This is a genomic window from Bradyrhizobium sp. CCBAU 45394 (assembly GCF_028128655.1).
GTDB lineage: Bacteria > Pseudomonadota > Alphaproteobacteria > Rhizobiales > Xanthobacteraceae > Bradyrhizobium > Bradyrhizobium diazoefficiens.
Genome location: NZ_LBIX01000135.1, coordinates 1 through 16,539, shown reverse-complemented (window position 1 = coordinate 16,539; position 16,539 = coordinate 1). Strand labels below are relative to the sequence as shown.

Below are 16,539 nucleotides of genomic sequence, written 5' to 3'. Positions count from 1 at the left end.
GTCTTTCTCGGTCGGGCATTGAGGGCCGCTGCCACAGCGGATATCTCGTCGGCGCTGTGGATGCTCAGGTCTGTGCCTTTCGGGAAGTACTGCCGCAGCAATCCGTCGCGCCGCTTGGCCACATGGGCGTGGTAGGTCGAGGGGGCTATCGGCAGGACCTTGCAGATCGGCTCGACCCCATGCGCCCCACGATGATCATCAATGAAGGCGATCATGGCTTGGACCGGCGGTCGAGCTCCGCCATTGCAAAATAAGCGCTCGCCTTGCGCAGCATCTCGTTGGCCTGTCGAAGCTCACGGTTCTCCCGTTCCAGGGCCTTCAGCTTCTCGGCCATCTCAGTCGGAACGCCGATCCGCTGCCCGCTGCCGATCTCGGCCTTCTTGACCCAGTCATGAAGCGTTTGCGGTGTGCAGCCGATCTTGACCGCAATCGATGTCACCGCCGTCGAGCGCGAAGGGTGCTCGCCGGCGTGATCCAGAACCATCCGAACCGCGCGGTCCCGGACCTCAGGCGAAAACTTGTTCGTCGTCTTGCTTGTCATGGCTCCATCCTCTCAGGAGTTGGAGCCTCCGGCAAACCCGGGACGGTTCACAAGTGCAACCAAAGCAACCCGAGTGGCAACGGCCATCTACTAGCAAGTCGGCCTTCAGCGGACAGATTCGCTGTCACATGTACGACAACATTCCGATCGTGTCGGTCTGACAACATTCGCCGACAGCGACTATGCCGCAGCCTCTCGATGCATCCTCAATATTTTCACGGAGGCGACCACTCTGGCACGGCCCTTGCTCCAAGTACGAAGCAACGTGGAGCTCAAATGGCCGACTGGTATTCGATAAAGGACAAACAATGATCTCTGACCTCGTCGCTAGTGATGGACGCCGCTTTGCGTGCCAATTGCGTTCGCGATCCATATTTCTCGCCGCTCGATTCGTGATCCAAAAGGCGCACGGGCTTGGGACAGGGAGTCTAATGCCGCGATAGAGGTGAATACTGGACCCGAGGTGCACACCTCAGCACGCGCGGGGCCACCGGCGAGCCACCACAAGGAGCGCTGAGCTCGCAATTCTAGTCACGTCGCCGCGAACTGATTGATTTTTGCGCTTCAAAGGAGTGTGCGGAGTGTTGGACATATTCGGCGATTTCCCGTTCTCGCTTGATCCAGAACAGGAGCGATGGGCCCAACGCCTGCATCGGGAGGCGATCATCGTGGACACAACGCATCAGGGCCCCTGCGGAAAACGTGCTTTTACCGATGAGATGACGAATACTCTGAAAACACAGCATGCCGAGCATCGTGACTCTTCGCGCGCGCTCGCAGAGGCCTGGACCATGCCGCACCGGCTCGCACTAAAGGGAGTCTTTCCTGAGTTTGAGCAGACCTGGCGAGACTCCGGACTGACCGTTATTAACCAGGAGCTCTGGGGTACGGATAGCAAGTCCGCTCTCGCGTCGTTTTCGTTCTTGCAGAAACAGTTTGACTCATTTCCTTGGCTTCAAAAAATCCTCCTTGCAGACGACTTTAGCAAAGTAAAGATGAACGGATTGCTGGGATCATTTATCAGCAGCCAATCTCCTGACGCTATCGGACGAGATCTTAATCAACTGGACGTATATCATGACATGGGGATGCGCATGCTGCAGTTAACATATAATTTCGTCAATTATATTGGTGGCGGTTGCTTGGACCGCACGGACTGCGGCGTAACATCATTTGGGAAGTCCTTCATCGACCGCATGAATGGCATCGGCATGATCGTCGACATTAGCCACTGTGGACGCTCAACGACCGTTGATGCATGCAAGACCTCTTCAATGCCGGTCGCCGCATCTCACACAGGTTGTTACTCCCTCTACGAAGCACCGCGCAACAAGACCGACGATGAACTGAAGTACATCGCCGACACGGGGGGATATATCGGAATATACTGCTTGCCGAACTTTCTGACCACGGTGTCACAGCCGACAGTCGAGCATGTACTCGATCATATTGACTACGTATCGAGCCTCGTCGGCTCGCAGCATGTCGGCATCGGGTCCGACTTTCCCTTCTCTGCGCCTGACGAGTGGGGACATGCTCGGCTGGCCGAGCATCTGCATTCCTTGGGATTCAGTCCTGAGGATGGTTTCGCAACCTCAAGGCCTGTGAGGGGTTTCGACGATTATCGGGATTTTCCAAATATAACCCGCGGTTTGGTATCGCGTGGCTACAATGGCGAGCAGATTTACGGCATTCTGGGCGGCAATTTCATTCGTGTTTTTCGTCAAGCGTGTGGCTGAGGCGCCTCGTTGAGGTTCCGCCGTACGATTTCTTAGAGGCGTGCGATAGCCCATATCGATTTCAGCCGTTCGAGCACGAGCTTGGCGCTGCCTTCGAATGGGAAGTTCCTCTCAATCGAGGTTACTCGTATGAACCGGCCGTCTCCCGGAGGGATTAGCTGCCAGCTTGCTAATAGTGCAGCTAGGGCGGGCACTCGCTAGGCGCGTTTGGTGGATGATGATTAAGACAGCGCAAAGTCTACGACGATCACAGGCGAATCGTAGTGCCATCGCCAGAACTGCATTGGTAAGGGCTGCTATCGGCGTCCTTAGCGAATACGGGTTTGCACGTGCAACAAGCGCTGCGATCGCAAACCGGGCTGGCCTTTCTACCGGAGCCTTACATCACCACTTCCCAACGAAAGACGATCTTTTTATTGCAGTATTGGACGGCGTCACATCACAGATGGTCGCGGTGTTTTCCGATCTCAAAGCGAGCCCGTCTGCTGACGTTGAACTCTGTGTCAGATTAATCAAATCGATCTGGTCGTTCTACAGTAAAGGAGCCTATTGGGCGGTCTGGGAGATCAACATAGGCTGGCGCGGCGACAACGACCTATGTGAGCGGCTGGCCGACCATCGAAAGAGTTCGCGCGATCTGATGAGAGTCGCTATTCGCCGCAATCCCCATCTGTCAGAACCCACCAAGAGAATGCTGCTTGCCCTTCTGCCGTTCTTCATCTCAGCAGTGGGAGGAATTTTCTTGGAGGCCTTTGCAAACCGTGACGAGCGAGCCATCCGAAGTCAATTGGATATCCTTGCTGACGTCCTGTCGTCTCAGCTTGACCAGGCCGGTGCCGCGCGCCGCTGAAATGAGTCTGAAAGCAGCAAAGGCGGTCTACTCCTCTCAAGCCCGACATAGAGGTTCATTACATCCGCAAGGTGGTGACATCGCACCAAGCGCCGATCTCGGCCTGAGTGCCCCTGCTACTTCATCTTCTCGATTCCTCACCAGTTCAGCTGCAGCGAGGCAATGCCTGCGAAAGCCGTATCGAGCGCCCCGGGTGCGCATGGATCAAACTAAAAGGCGTCATCGTGTAAGCCCCAGAGAACGTCAAGATCCCCTTCTGGTAGAGGAGTGTTGGTTATGGAGAACGATTTACACCGGGACAGTCATGATGCTCGGCAGAACCGCCGCTATGACTTGGTCGGTTCGGTCGCAACCAACGTTGCAGACGGCTTTACGCTCGTTGCAGTGGGTGACCTGATTGTGACACGGCCCCAGACGGTGGGCTGCGATTCACGCTTCGGTGCTATCGTGAGTATACTTCGTGATGCTGATGTAACGTTCGGCAACATGGAGACCACGATTTTCGATATCCGATCATTCAAGGGAAGTCCGCAGGCTGAGTACGGCGGAGCGTACCATATCAGCCTACCAGAGCTTGGACCCGATCTTAAGATCATGGGATTCAACATTGTGTCGCGTGCAAATAATCATGCTCTCGATTGGGGCGTTGAAGGCATGCGTGAGACGAGCCGGGTACTTGATCAGAACGGAATCGTCCATGCCGGCGCCGGCGAGAATCTCGCGCAAGCCGGAGCAGCCCGCTTTCTGGAGACCGCACGCGGTCGCGTTGCGTTGGTGTCATTTGCGTCGACATTTACGCCGCTGTCACGCGCCTGCGATCCTGCTGGCGAGGCGCCGGCCAGAGCAGGGGTCAACGCGCTTCGTTTAGCGACAAACGTCGTGGTCCCCCCCCAGATGCTTGGGAGCTTAAAGCGGATACGCGACGCATTGCCCGGTTTTAGACTTGTCAATGAGAATCCGAACCGAGTCGTGCTTGCTGGAACGACGTATAAGGCAGGTGACAAGGCGGGTTATAGTTACGAAGTGGATACGGGCGATATCGCCGACATTCTGCGAAACATCCGCCGGGGCAAGCAGTTCGCAGATTTCTGTATCGTCACGAACCACGGTCACGAACCCGGGAATTGGAGTCAAGAACCGCCCGACTACGAACAATCGCTTGCGCATAGACTGATTGACGCTGGCGCGGACGCATACGTTGGGCATGGCCCGCATCAATTGCGAGGAATTGAAATCTACAACGGCAGACCGATATTTTACAGTGTTGGGAATTTCATCATGGACGACCTTCGGACGCCAATTGGCGCTGATATGTTTGCCGCTTACGGAAAAGATCCACGTATCGACACGGATGCCGAGGTGACACTCGCGGAGATGGCAAGAGGGTACGAAACGGATCTAGGTCTCTCCGACCCAGTCTTCTATGAAAGTGTTGTGACGGTCAGCCGATTCGAACAAAATCAGCTTTCTGAGTTACGGCTCTATCCGATCGAGCTCGGTTGCTCGAAGAGGTTTGCCAACCGGGGGACCCCGCGCCTTGCCTCGCCGCCGCAAGCCAGGGCCATTTTGGAGCGCTTACAGGAGCTCTCGAAGCCTTATTTCACCGTCATCACAATAGAGAATGACGTTGGAGTCGTGAGATTGCGGCCCAGCTCAACGCCCTAATGCGTGGCCCCAATAATGGAGCCCACGCGAGAAGGCCACGGTCCGGCTCAGAGGCTGGCTACGTGCCGCCGGATCTTGAGCCGATGTGACACAGTCAACGCACCTGTGCATAGGCGAAACCTAACTTCTCTGAGAGAGGAGCATAGGAGGTCTGTAAGCCAACTCCGGCACTGATCTTCGACATATAATCTATAATTCGCTGGGCATGGGAGTTGCCCCTCTTCAGGGGCAAAGCATGGTTTTCCGCATTGATGAGGCACGGGAAGAAGCCAGCCGATACGATCGCTGTTCCCTCGAACTCGCACGTCGCGACCATGGTCATCCGGGTGTCAGCAGGAAATGGTGACAGTGGATAACCTGGGCGCGGGTAGATCGCGTCGTCCCCCATCTCCTCTAGCAGATAGCCGGTGAAGGCGAAGTCCGGTCCGGGCAAGTCGAATACGAAATGCCCTAGGCCATAGAAAATCGGTTTACCGCGGTACATTTCGACACCCCGCAGGAAGTGGTGATGATGACCGAGGACGATATCAGCCCCGGACTCAATGGAGACATGACCGAGCATCCGCTCATATTCAGTTAGATAGGCCGGTCTATACTGTCCCCAGTGGTGACTTACCACGACAACATCTACCTTTTTGCGCAAATCCTTAATCAACGACCTCAAGAGCTCAACATCTTCTGGATATGGGAATGTTCGAACCCTAGGTAGCACGCCGCCCTCGAGCAAGCGAGGTTCGATGAAGTAATGGACCCGCACGGATGCAAGTCCCGGTCTTGATGGGAGAGCTTCGTAGCCGGCCGGATGCACGGATGCGAAGCCGAGAAAACCGATTTTTATATCGTCTCGCTCAATTACGACGGCCGCCGTAGCTTCCAAAAGATTGGAACCAGCGCCGACCGTTTTAATACCCTGCGAATGCAGCAGGTTCAAAGTGTCCTTTAGGCCTTCATGTCCCGCATCGACAATGTGATTGTTTGCTACGCTCAATACGTCGAAGCCGGCATCGGCTAATCCGGCGCCATTGGATTTCGGCGCTACCACGCGCCACCCTGCGCTTGGGGCAAAATGCGGATCGTCGGAATAAGCGCCTTCGTTATTGCCGAACACGAGATCGATTTGATGCAACAAATCGCTGGATCCGAAGAACGCGTCCTTCGGGTTGCTTCGGTTAACAAAGACGTCGCCGACCGCGCCAAACGTCCAAGTAGCCATGATCTTTCTCCTTTTCGAGGGAGCGCCCTCATGAGTTGACGATAAAGGCAGGAAATGTCGTTTAGAAGAAGGCTCTCGCCTGTCCGGTCCGAGAACCGCGGGTTTCCCTGCAAACGTTCGGGACCAACAGTTGGGGTTTCCACCCAGTCGGAGCGTGCCAGGCCATAGCACCGGCGGCAGCATCAACAGCGACGCCTGGCGCGGCGATCGTCGGGTCGATCTGGTTGTTGAAGTTCTCCCATCTTTCAGCGAAAGCGCGAGAGCTGAATGCGTGCTGGCCAGAAATGCGCGGACAACCTCGTTGAAGGATTCGATGAACGCGACGCACGGCATCATCGATGGAGCCTGAAGGAATCAACTGGCGCGCAGTTCTTGAGAGGGTTTGTAGCGATCTGATCCGTCTGCTCATTGGGGTTTGGAATAGATAGTCATTCGGCGAGAGCTACCATGTCAGCTGGCGACCAACAGAGGTGCACACGTGCGCCTTGCTCGTACCTCGTCTCGGCGCGCTCCGACATCATCTTGGCCGTGATGTTCAAGCCGTTATCGAGGCGGACAGTCACGCGCGTCGTACCACCAGTGAACGAACTGCTTGCCACTTCCCCGCTAAGCACGTTGTCGTCAGCGGCGGCCGGACAGGCCGTGGCGCTGATCCGCACCTTCTCGGGCCGGATCATCGTCAGCAGTTCAGATCCTTCGCTTCCCAAGGCGCCGGGAACGGCAATCGACTGGTTTCCTAAGATCAACATGCGGCCATTACTTGCAATGCGACCGCTGATTAGGTTTGACTCGCCGATGAACTCCGCCACGAAGCGGTTGCGGGGATGAAAGTACAATTCATCCGGCGTGCCTAGCTGGGCGATTTCACCCGTCCGCATGAGACACACGCGGTCCGACATGTTCAACGCCTCTTCCTGATCATGAGTCACGTAAATAAGGGTCGTCCCCAATTCCTTATGAAGACGCTTGATCTCCCCCTGCATCTGCTCGCGCAAATTCTTATCCAATGCTCCCAGCGGTTCGTCCATCATGATGACGGCCGGAGAATAGACGATGCAGCGCGCGATGCCCACGCGCTGCTGCTGGCCGCCCGAGAGCTGGCGAGGCTTACGGTTTTCGAAGCCGACCAGGCCGACTCGGGCAAGTGCCTCCTCCACCTTGGCATGGATGGTCTTTGCAGATTCGCGACGGACGCGCAGCGGATAGGCTACGTTATCGAACACCGTCATGTGCGGCATCAATGCATAGTTCTGAAACACCATGCCGATCCCCCTCTCGCGCGGGGGCATGCTCGTAATGTCGCGCCCGTCCAAAAATATAGTGCCTGTCGTCGGCACGATCGCGCCGGCAATCAGATTGAGCAATGTCGTCTTTCCAGAGCCCGACGGACCGAGAAGCGTCAGGAACTCGCCCTTCTCAACAGTCACGCTGGTCTCGTGCAACGCTGTCACAGACCCATACGTCTTCGATATTCGCTTGAGTGAGATCGCGTGAGTGATGTGATCACCGTGAGCAGCGCCGTCCACCATCCGGTTAACTCCTTTGCTGGAAGGGCATTCCCAAGACGCAGACGATCCCCTTCCACATATCCTATCTGGTCTTTGCGGCTCAAAACTTCCTTTTGCGACCCTAGGCTGCATGCGATGTGTATCCTCAAATGACCGATCCGACCGTCCAAGCGAATTGCTCAGATCTCGGTCGGCGTTGCTTTCTTCAGTGAGATCGCTACGCTGCAGACGAGCAGCGAAACCGCCGTGAGTAAGGTCGAGACCGCGGCGATAACCGGCGAGACCTCCCATTCGAGAGCAGTGTACATCTTGACCGGCAAGGTGACCGTGTTGCTGCCGGCCAGGAAGAAAGAAATAACGACGTCGTCGAAGGAAATCAGAAAAGCAAAGAGGGCGGCGCTCACAAGCGATGGAAGGAGTTGCGGCAAAACGATGGTCAGGAACATCCGTATCGGTCCGGCACCCATCAGTTCTGCGCCGAACTCGAGATTGCGGTCCAGCTTGTTGACGCCCGCCACGATCATGAGGATGACAAAGGGCAGGGTTACCATCAGATGACCGAGCACTAGCGATAGTGTCGATGCATCGATTCTAAGATAGGAAAAATAGAGATAAAGTCCGAGGGCCGAAACGATGGAGGGAATGATGAGTGGACTCATAACGATCCCCATGAAGACTCTCTTACCAATGAAATCATGGCGTGAAATCCAGTAGCCTGCAGGAACCCCGGAAAACATCGCGAGCGCCATCGCCGCTAGCGCGACCTCAAGGCTCTCGAACAGCGGATTCAGCCATTCGGGGGACCCGAAGAATACCCTAAACAAATCAAATGAATAACTCGTCGGCGGAAAGGTCAGCCCATCTGTAGGTCCAAATGCCATTGGGACTGCCACTGCTATCGGAACCAGGAGAAACAGATAGATCACTGTGGCCAGCGTAGTACCTGTGGTGCGCCAACGACGCGTAAGTGGATCATGAATGATATGGGTCATACGGTGGCTCCTAGCGCTCATGCCTGCGCAAAACCGCCAAAGGAACGGCTGCACTCAAAACCATCCCGAACAGCACCATGCTGATAGCTGACGCTTTGGGCCAGTCGAGCACCGTTCGATTGTAAAAATCGACGAGGTTTGACAGCATTTGGTCATGCGCGCCGCCAAGCAGGGATGGCACCATAAAGGCGCCGAGCGACATCACGAAAATGCTCAACAGGGCCGCGAACAAACCAGGCAGGCTCATGGGGACGGTAATCGTCCAAAAGATGCGGACGGGCCCGGCGCCCATAATGCGGGCTGCGCGGTATAGTGTGTGATCGATTGCGAGCAGACTGGCGAGGAGCGGTAACGCGACCAGTGGAACGAGAAAGTTGGTCATGCCGACGAGAAGCCCAATTCGATTAAGTACCAGGGGAAGCTGGATTTTTGTATGAAAGACCCAACTGAGGAAGCTGTTTAGGATACCTTCGCGCCCCAGGATAATCGTGAATGCGAAGCATTTGACTAAGATGCTGGTCCAGAATGGAAGCAGCACGAGCATAAGCAAAATCGTTCTGCGTCGTGCCGGCTGACGAGCTAGATGCAATGCGATGACAAAGCCCAGTACCAAGCTCAGGACGGACGATAATCCGGCAACAACAAGCGTAGTTGCCAACGTCTCCCTGAACAACCTGCTCGCCAAAATCTCGCCAAAGGCGGTGAACGAAAACGCTGATCCATGAACGCTGCTGAAAACAACGTACAAGAGAGGCGGCAGGACGATCGCCGCCGCGATCAAAGCTGCCGGCGACATGAATAGTATGTGCGCCCGGATGCTTCTGTTCTGACCCATGTTGTCTACCGATTGATTCAACGGGTTACATTTATAACAGCACGTCCGGGCGGAGGTGGCGGAGCCACTCTCGGCGAAGGCACAATCAGGTCCGGACCCATTGCTGGAAACGAAGTGATATTGCCTCCAAACGATCGGCCCAATACGAGTCGTCATGAACGAGGTTTTTAGGATTGTTGAGATCTGGCTGCCATTTGCGAACGGCTTCCGACAGTTCCGGCGCAGCCTTCTTGGACATCGGTATGCTTCCAAACTTGTTCATCAGGCGCACCTGCACTTCGGGGCGCAAGAAATAAGCGACAAGTTTCATCGCGTTCTCTCTGTTCGGCGCACCCTTGGGCACCACCAGCCGTTCCGTGATCAACAGGTTTTGGTCAAAGGAAAAGGCCAGGGGCGCTCCACCTCCCTCGGTCGTCGCCTTCACCCGATGGGCGTAGGAATAGCTGAAATCAACTTCACCCGTCTGTGCAAGAGTGACGGTTTGAGTAGCCGGCCCCACCCACGAAGCTATACTCGGCTTGATCCGATCGAGTGCCTTGAAGGCTCGATCAACGTCCAAGGGGTAAATGTCCTTTGGCGCGACACCATCTGCGAGAAGCGCTGCTTCCATTGTTTCGTTAGGCATACCGCGCAGGAGCCGCCGCCCCGGGAATTTCTCTAGATCCCAATATTCGACAAAGTTCGACGGATGTTTGCCGGGGCCAAATTTCTTCGGGTCCCACGCTATGCCGCCGGCCCACATGGTCCACGGGACAGAGTCGCTTGTCGGAGCGGCGACCATATCCGCAAGGTCAAACATGGAAGGGTCTAACTTCTCCCAAAAGCCCTGCTTGGCGCCGGACGCTATGATCGGGCCCAGATTCTCCATAACGTCGATCTGGACATTACCGGTAAGCTGCATGGCCTTGATTTTTGCATTATCCGGCCCAGGAACGATGTTGACTGTAATCCCCGTTTCTTTGGTGAAGGGTTCAGTGACGCACTCCTTCATATAGGCTTGAAAACTTCCGCCCCAACTGGTGAAGATGACCGAACCCGAGTTGGCGGCGGCCCGGGATGATCTGAGGATCATTGGTGCCGCCACTGCGCCGGTCATCCCCACCAACATTGACCGGCGAGAGATTGTAATGCTGCGTTTCGTCATGAATTTCGTCCCTTGTTAATGGTCTCTGCTTAGCCCTTGTGCTCGTGCGCCTTATTCCATCTACTATGTTCCGCAATGCGGGCGCTTGCGACTGCAACCGACCAAGAGCTTTGCATCACAGCACGATGCGCATATTATCGCGGGACGGCAATTCCCATGGCATGCTCAGAAGATGAGGCCCGGTCTGGCGTCGTCGTCCAGCGGCCAAATCGGGCGGTTGACGCGCCTGTAAGGGATCCTGCGGTAGTCGACGCTTTGAAGCGCTCCGCTATCAACGTAGATCATCTTCCTTGCGATTGAAGCACCGTCGGTGATAAGTGGCCGCGCGCTCTTGGAGACGAGGATCTTCTTTGCGAGCGGATCGATGCCGACAGCACGGAATAGCTCCGGCGTCACCGTGCTTGCCCGCTTGCTTACGAGTACAACCTCAACCCCCCCCACCCGCACCGCGGCACAGTTGCCAAGCGTGCCACTTCTTGAACCGTAGCACTGCGGATTGTCGCGCTTGAGCCCGATCACGCTCGCTGTCGCGTCGATCGGTACCCCTGACATGGGCCCGGTCTTGCCGCCAATTCGCAGCGGAAATTCGCTTCCCTTTCCCGCTTCGATGCAGAGTCGCACCGCGACCGGATCCCAAATTGCCGCCACAGCTGCGTTCTCGATTCGACGCTCAATGAGCCGGCGAAGGATAGTCGTATTGTCTGAGGGCGCGCCTGCGCCAGCAGCATCGGCTGTTTCTGCAAGCAGAACCGGCGCGCCGTCAAATTCGAGGGCAGCGTCGATAGCTTCATCCACTGAAAGGTATTCGTATTGCGCTTCGATGGCAGCGCGCATAGAGACGAACTCCTCTCCGAGCATGGTGGCGAGAGCGTCACCCTTCGTCTTATTCTTGTCCATGACGACAAGGATGCGGCCCGACAGCTCCGGCACGTCCGCCCAGGGGAAGCAATGGCAGACCGAGATCGAGAGCACTCCGTCCTTTCCTTCCATCGCCTTAATCCGATCAACGAAGCCACGCATCAGCGGCAAAGTCGTGAGATAAAGTTGGATTTGTCGACAGTCATAAAGCGACATGACCGGGTTGACTTTTCCACGGAGCGCCTTCAGCACGATGTCGACCAGCTCTTCAGCTCTTTCGACCGTATCGGTGTGAGGATATTCCTTGTAGAGAACGATGACGTCAGCGAGCTTCACCCGTTTGACCGTCAGATGGCAATGCGGATCGAGTTCGACTCCGATGACGCACTTCGGGCCGACCAGCGCGCGCACGTGCTCCAGTATATCGCCTTCGACATCATCATAGCCATGCGCCACCATGGCCCCGTGAAGCCCGAGAAGGACGCCATCTACGGGCAGCGCCGCCTTAAGCTGGGCTAGAATCTCATCTCTCATAAATTCATAGTCGCGGCGATTGGTCGTGCCGGCGGGCGTCGCGGCGAAGCAACTTCCTTCGACAAGCGTGAAGCCCTCTGTAGCCGCCCTCCGGCGCGCCACCCAGAGTGGCTCAGTCCCAAAAAGCGGCGCCTCCTCGGGATGTTCGCCAGGCCGGAGAAAGACACAGTCCTTGAAGGAGTCGAGGCTGGTCGGCAGAGGCGACGTGGGATTGGTTTCAGTGGCGAGCGAGGCGGCGAACAAGCGCATCGAAGAACTCTCCTTTTTGTGGCGCGCTGTCGTTCGTCGCGCTCTAGATTTTCCTTCAGCAACCTATTGATTGCAGGAAAGCCTCGTGCAACTCTGCCGTGAACGAGCCTATTGTCCCGTCCCCAACTTTGTGTCCATCGATCGCGGTCACCGGCGTCACAAAGTGGATTGCACTTGTTATGAATGCCTCGCGAGCAGCGAGTGCCTCTTCGAGGCTGAACGCGCGCTCGTCTACATTGAGATCCCGGGATTTGCAGAGTGAAAGCAGTGCATCTCGAGTGCAGCCCGATAGAATCTCGCGTGAGACTGGTCGGGTAACGATGGTTCCATCGCGCTGAACTATGTATGCGTTAGTCGAGGCCCCCTCGGTCACCATTCCTCTAGAGACGAGCCAAGCTTCCTGACATTGCTTCGACTTCGCCTCCATCTTGGCCATTACCGGATAGAGTAATTGCGTCGTCTTGATATCGCGCCGCCCCCATCTGAGGTCTTCGACCGAGCACACCGCTATTCCTCGATAGTCGTCGCCTCGCTTAACAATGCTTGTCCTGCTGATGCTTAGGATGACGCTCGGCGTCATGTTGGCGTCGTAAGTGAAGACGCGCTCGCCCACGCCGCGCGTCACCTGAAGGTAGACGTACCCCTCAACTAGCTCATTGAGCTTTATTAGCTCGGTGACCTGCTGGTCGAGTTCAGCCCAGAAGCGATCCTGCACGTAAAGGCTGATCTCGTTCAGCGAACGCTGAATGCGCGCACGGTTGAGATGCCAATTAATTAGATGGCCCGCAACAACGGGGCAGCAATCATAGATGCTATCTCCGAAGGTAAGGCCGCGATCGAAGATCGATACCTTCGCCTCTGTCGCAGGCATGAATTGACCATTGAGGCACACGATCTCCGTCATTCTCACCTCCATCTTGCTCTCGTTCACTCGTCCCAATCCGGCGCCCACGAAGGCGAAAACACACGGCCACCCGGCCTATGTAGAGCAGTTATCGCGGCGATCTCTTCTGGGGAAAGCGAGATATTGCCTCTGCGCAGATTGGCGACAATTCGTTCCGGATTTGAAGAACGTGGGACTGCCGCTACACCTTCTTGCTGCATCAGCCATTCGAGTACGACATCCGCGGCAGTCGTACGGTGAACCGCCGCAATATCTGTAATTGTTGGGTCAGCTAGCAGTGCACCACTGCCAAATGGCGCGTACGCCACGAAGGTAATCCGCTTGTCTCTACAGATCGACATTAACTTCGACTGGTCCAAAAATGGGTGATATTCGCACTGAAGTGCCGCGATCGGCTCACTGCTTAGTTGCACGGCCTCCAACAGAGTTCTCGACGGGAAATTGGAAAGGCCAATGTTCCTAATGAGGCCCATCGCTTTGGCTTCTGCCATAGTCGATAGCGTTTTTGATAGTTCCACCGCGGGGTTAGGCCAGTGCACCAGGAGGAGGTCGAGATACTCACAACCAAGGTATTCAACGCTTCGCTGGACAGAGGCCAGGACCCGCTCCGGCTCGAGATCCGTCCACCACACTTTCGAGGTGAGAAATAACTGGGAGCGCGCAATTCCAGCGCGAGCAATGGCTTTCCCGATAGCCTCTTCGTTCCCGTAGCGGCTGGCCGTGTCAATATGCTCGTAGCCGGCCTCTAGGGCCGCCAATACTGCGGAGATTGCATCATCCCCTTCAAGCTTCCAGGTACCTAAGCCTATCCGCGGCATACGGAAATTGCCGGTTGTGAACCTGGCTGCTTTGTTCACGTGAATGCACCCATAAGCGAACTCGGGCCTGCTGCAATTAGGCGAGCCATTTCTGAAGTGCATCGATAGGCTGCCAGCCAAAGAAAAAATCTCTATACATACCGCACGCGCGTTATGTAAATTCCAGTTTCACAATCGTGTCAAGATTAATTTTGCGAGCACGGCTCTGGATCAGCGCACTCTTGGATTGAAGTTGACGACATGGCGCGCGCCCCCGCGCACGTCGCTCAATCGCAGCGCCCAGGATGCATGACGACTGCGCCGCCGACGGCGGTCTATTACGCCTCGAGCGAGCGACGAGGCGAGCACCTCAGAAGCATCTGGCTGCCTTCGTCGGTATCCTGCAAGCCGATTGCTACAACGGCTTCGAGCCGCTGTTCGCCCCCCAGAAGAAGGTGCTGCCGAATACGCCGGCGTTTTGCTTTGCCCATGCGCGGCGGGGCTTCTTCGAGCTGGCTGACATCGAGAAAAATGATCGAGAAGGTAAGAAGGGCAAACCGGTTTCTCCGATCGCGCTGGAGGCGGCGATCAGGCGGCGTGGTTTGCCGGCATTCGGATGACCTCGATGCCGTCGTTGAATCTGACACCTGCAATCACCTTCGGCAACTGATTTGTGCCTTTGAGCCGCCGCCAGGTTTTTGATGCGGCGATCACCAGCTTGAACACCATCAGCCTGGCGGTCGTTGACGACAGCGATCCTTTCGTCCGCACGGTTCTGTGCCGCACGGTCGCGAACACGCTTTCGAAGTTGACGACATGGCGCGCGCCCCGCGCACGTCGCTCAATCGCAGCGCCCAGGATGCATGACGACTGCGCCGCCGACATCGACGTCCACGGAACTTTCGGAGAGGTAGTGTTTTGGGAGGACGGCAGGCTCCGACATGCGGGCCGCATTGATATGACGCGGACTGCGCTGGAGGGGTTTGGCAAGACCCTGCTGGCCAGTGATGAGGTGGTGCTCGAGGCGACCGGCAACAGCATGGCGGTCTCGCGAGTGCTGGCGCCATTCGTGGCGCGGGTGACTATCGCCAATCCGTTGCAGGTAAAGGCGATTGCCCAGGCTCACGTCAAGACCGATAAGATCGATGCTGGCACGCTCGCCAGTCTGCAGGCGGCGGGATACCTGCCGCAGATCTGGACGCCTGACGCGGAGACCGAACGCAAGCGCAGAATGGTGGCGCGGCGCTATCAGGTCGTGCGGCATCGCACGCGTCTCAAGAACGAGGTGCATTCGATCCTGCACGCGCATCTGATTCCGAAGTGCCCGCACGCCGATCTTTTCAACGCGCGCGGCCGGGCATGGTTGGCCGCTCAACAGTTGCCGGACGATGAGCGAGCGGCCATCGATCGGCACGTCCGTGAGCTTGACCGGCTGGCGGAAGACCTGGCCCTGCTCGACCGCGAGATCGCGCAGGACGCAATTGAGGATTCCGCGGTTAACAGATTGATGACGATCACCGGCGTGAACCTGGCGGTCGCCGCCGGCATCATGGCAGCGATCGGCGACATCAGCCGGTTCAACAGCCCGCAGAAGCTGGTGAGCTATTTTGGGCTGAACCCGCGGGTGCGGCAGTCCGGGCTGGGAGCCGCCCACCACGGCCGTATCAGCAAGATCGGCCGCAGTCATGCGCGCTCCATGCTGGTCGAGGCGGCCTGGGCAGCGGCCAAGGCGCCCGGTCCACTGCATGCTTTCTTCGTACGGATCCGCGCCCGGCGCGGCCATCAGATCGCCGCCGTTGCCGTGGCTCGGAAGCTCGCTGTGCTCTGCTGGCATTTGCTCACAAAGGGCGAGGATTACCTGTGGGCGCGCCCGGCGCTAGTCGCCAACAAGACCCGCGCGATGCAACTTCAAGCCGGACATCCGCAACAAAAAGGGAGCCGGCGTGGACCGGCCTATGCCTACAACGTCAAGGCGCTGCGCGACCGCGAGATGCTGATTGCAGCTCAGGCCGAGCAACGCTACGAACGATTTGTATCGCAATGGAAACCGCGGCGGCCAAAAACCGGCGCGCGGGCGCCTCAGCTCGGCAGGACAAAATAGGCAGTCCGGTGATGCTTGCAGCCGACGCATCACGCTTCGCCACGAGGTCGCCCGCGCCCCACAACCATAATCGCGGCTGACGGCAAGTTCTAGCCACGAATGCAGTCCCATTCCACGCCAGCGTGCCGCCGTGCTCGGGCCGGTCAAGGCCAAGCCTTCCGGTGGCCGCAAATGCGGCCAGCCTTGACCGCCCCTGCGCGCGGAGGCTGCGAGATCGGTGGCCGGGACGGAAGAATGGCCCGCAGCGCAGCCGAACAAAAGAATGGACTTAAAGCGATCTCCGCAATCGTCTCTCGGCCATGAAGAAATCGCTTGTCCATCTCATCCGTCGAGTGCAAGTGATCTCAATGCTCGGCAGGGAAGTCGTAGAAGGCCAGCAGCGCGTCGCGGTCCTTGGCGAGGCATTCGACCGCCCGGCCGTACTTGGCGCGGTATTTCTCGGCGAAGACGTCCATCGCCGCTTCGGCCGCCGCCCGGCTCGGCGCCCACTAGACCTCGCGCAGGTCCTTCTTCATGTTGGCCTGCACCGAGAGCGGGACCTTGTCCAGGGTAAGCGCAGCTCTGCGGCCCTTTTGATTGACGCTTGACGGCTATTTTGTCCGCGTGGCG

Annotated in this window: 12 protein-coding genes, 5 pseudogenes and 1 other annotated feature; of the genes and pseudogenes, 5 read left to right on the top strand and 12 right to left on the bottom strand. The window is 57.1% G+C overall.

Annotated features, from left to right (window positions below; genetic code table 11):
- Together WN73_RS13605 and WN73_RS13600 are read right to left on the bottom strand one after the other, a co-directional pair.
- A pseudogene (locus WN73_RS13605) lies at positions 1-107 on the bottom strand (IS30 family transposase); the annotation flags it as partial.
- Positions 105-541 (bottom strand): annotated as a pseudogene (locus WN73_RS13600) (transposase); the annotation flags it as partial. The pseudogenes WN73_RS13600 and WN73_RS13605, both read right to left, overlap by 3 nt.
- Positions 141-257 (bottom strand) — a sequence feature (AL1L pseudoknot). It overlaps the preceding pseudogene by 117 nt.
- A 581-nt stretch (positions 542-1,122) precedes the next feature.
- Here WN73_RS13600 and WN73_RS13595 point away from each other — a divergent pair.
- The 3 genes from WN73_RS13595 (at position 1,123) to WN73_RS13585 (ending at position 4,795) form a co-directional block, all read left to right on the top strand.
- A complete protein-coding gene (locus tag WN73_RS13595; protein ID WP_271553235.1) occupies positions 1,123-2,280 on the top strand; it encodes a dipeptidase in 1,158 nt (385 codons plus the stop codon).
- A 214-nt stretch (positions 2,281-2,494) separates the two neighbouring features.
- Positions 2,495-3,130, top strand: a complete 636-nt coding sequence (locus WN73_RS13590) for a TetR/AcrR family transcriptional regulator (RefSeq protein ID WP_271553234.1) — start codon at positions 2,495-2,497, stop codon at positions 3,128-3,130.
- Positions 3,131-3,406: 276 nt separating this feature from the next.
- Positions 3,407-4,795, top strand: coding sequence for a CapA family protein (locus tag WN73_RS13585; protein ID WP_271553233.1), 1,389 nt, complete (start codon positions 3,407-3,409; stop codon positions 4,793-4,795).
- Between the two features lie 94 nt (positions 4,796-4,889).
- Here WN73_RS13585 and WN73_RS13580 read toward each other — a convergent pair whose 3' ends face one another.
- From WN73_RS13580 to WN73_RS13545, 8 genes are all read right to left on the bottom strand, one after another.
- Positions 4,890-6,008, bottom strand: a complete 1,119-nt coding sequence (locus WN73_RS13580) for a CapA family protein (protein ID WP_271553231.1) — start codon at positions 6,006-6,008, stop codon at positions 4,890-4,892.
- A 428-nt stretch (positions 6,009-6,436) separates the two neighbouring features.
- The gene (locus WN73_RS13575) at positions 6,437-7,435 is read right to left on the bottom strand and encodes an ABC transporter ATP-binding protein (RefSeq protein ID WP_442870087.1); all 999 of its coding nucleotides are present in this window, start codon (positions 7,433-7,435) and stop codon (positions 6,437-6,439) included.
- Positions 7,436-7,695: 260 nt separating this feature from the next.
- Positions 7,696-8,508 carry an ABC transporter permease gene (locus WN73_RS13570; protein WP_271553229.1) on the bottom strand — a complete coding sequence of 271 codons (813 nt, stop codon included), beginning with the start codon at positions 8,506-8,508 and terminating at the stop codon, positions 7,696-7,698.
- 10 nt (positions 8,509-8,518) lie between these two features.
- A complete protein-coding gene (locus WN73_RS13565; protein WP_271553228.1) occupies positions 8,519-9,304 on the bottom strand; it encodes an ABC transporter permease in 786 nt (261 codons plus the stop codon).
- Positions 9,305-9,428: 124 nt separating this feature from the next.
- Positions 9,429-10,487, bottom strand: coding sequence for an ABC transporter substrate-binding protein (locus tag WN73_RS13560; RefSeq protein WP_271553227.1), 1,059 nt, complete (start codon positions 10,485-10,487; stop codon positions 9,429-9,431).
- 165 nt (positions 10,488-10,652) lie between these two features.
- Complete coding sequence (locus WN73_RS13555) at positions 10,653-12,128, bottom strand: M81 family metallopeptidase (protein WP_271553225.1); 1,476 nt, start codon at positions 12,126-12,128, stop codon at positions 10,653-10,655.
- A gap of 55 nt (positions 12,129-12,183) precedes the next feature.
- Positions 12,184-13,032 (bottom strand): aminotransferase class IV, encoded by an 849-nt coding sequence (locus WN73_RS13550; protein ID WP_271553223.1) that lies wholly within the window; start codon positions 13,030-13,032, stop codon positions 12,184-12,186.
- A 23-nt stretch (positions 13,033-13,055) separates the two neighbouring features.
- Positions 13,056-13,889 (bottom strand): aldo/keto reductase, encoded by an 834-nt coding sequence (locus WN73_RS13545; protein ID WP_271553221.1) that lies wholly within the window; start codon positions 13,887-13,889, stop codon positions 13,056-13,058.
- 258 nt (positions 13,890-14,147) lie between these two features.
- Between WN73_RS13545 and WN73_RS13540 the strand changes: the two are divergent.
- A pseudogene (locus tag WN73_RS13540) lies at positions 14,148-14,422 on the top strand (IS66 family transposase); the annotation flags it as partial.
- On the opposite strand, the pseudogene WN73_RS13535 reads toward WN73_RS13540, so the two are convergent.
- A pseudogene (locus WN73_RS13535) lies at positions 14,418-14,633 on the bottom strand (IS256 family transposase); the annotation flags it as partial. The pseudogenes WN73_RS13540 and WN73_RS13535 sit on opposite strands and share 5 nt — an antisense overlap.
- Before the next feature lie 79 nt (positions 14,634-14,712).
- Between WN73_RS13535 and WN73_RS13530 the strand changes: the two are divergent.
- Entirely contained in the window at positions 14,713-15,930 is a 1,218-nt protein-coding gene (locus tag WN73_RS13530) for an IS110 family transposase (protein ID WP_442870088.1), read from the top strand.
- Positions 15,931-16,277: 347 nt separating this feature from the next.
- Here WN73_RS13530 and WN73_RS13525 read toward each other — a convergent pair.
- Positions 16,278-16,493: pseudogene (locus tag WN73_RS13525) on the bottom strand (transposase); the annotation flags it as partial.
- Between the last annotated feature and the right edge of the window lie 46 nt (positions 16,494-16,539).

Excerpts from the sequence above, each read along its gene's own strand:
- WN73_RS13550 (WP_271553223.1), bottom strand. The coding sequence starts at position 13,032 with ATGACGGAGATCGTGTGCCTCAATGGTCAATTCATGCCTGCGACAGAG.
- WN73_RS13570 (WP_271553229.1), bottom strand. The coding sequence starts at position 8,508 with ATGACCCATATCATTCATGATCCACTTACGCGTCGTTGGCGCACCACA.
- WN73_RS13585 (WP_271553233.1), top strand. The coding sequence starts at position 3,407 with ATGGAGAACGATTTACACCGGGACAGTCATGATGCTCGGCAGAACCGC.
- WN73_RS13560 (WP_271553227.1), bottom strand. The coding sequence starts at position 10,487 with ATGACGAAACGCAGCATTACAATCTCTCGCCGGTCAATGTTGGTGGGG.
- WN73_RS13580 (WP_271553231.1), bottom strand. The coding sequence starts at position 6,008 with ATGGCTACTTGGACGTTTGGCGCGGTCGGCGACGTCTTTGTTAACCGA.
- WN73_RS13555 (WP_271553225.1), bottom strand. The coding sequence starts at position 12,128 with ATGCGCTTGTTCGCCGCCTCGCTCGCCACTGAAACCAATCCCACGTCG.
- WN73_RS13590 (WP_271553234.1), top strand. The coding sequence starts at position 2,495 with ATGATGATTAAGACAGCGCAAAGTCTACGACGATCACAGGCGAATCGT.
- WN73_RS13565 (WP_271553228.1), bottom strand. The coding sequence starts at position 9,304 with ATGTCGCCGGCAGCTTTGATCGCGGCGGCGATCGTCCTGCCGCCTCTC.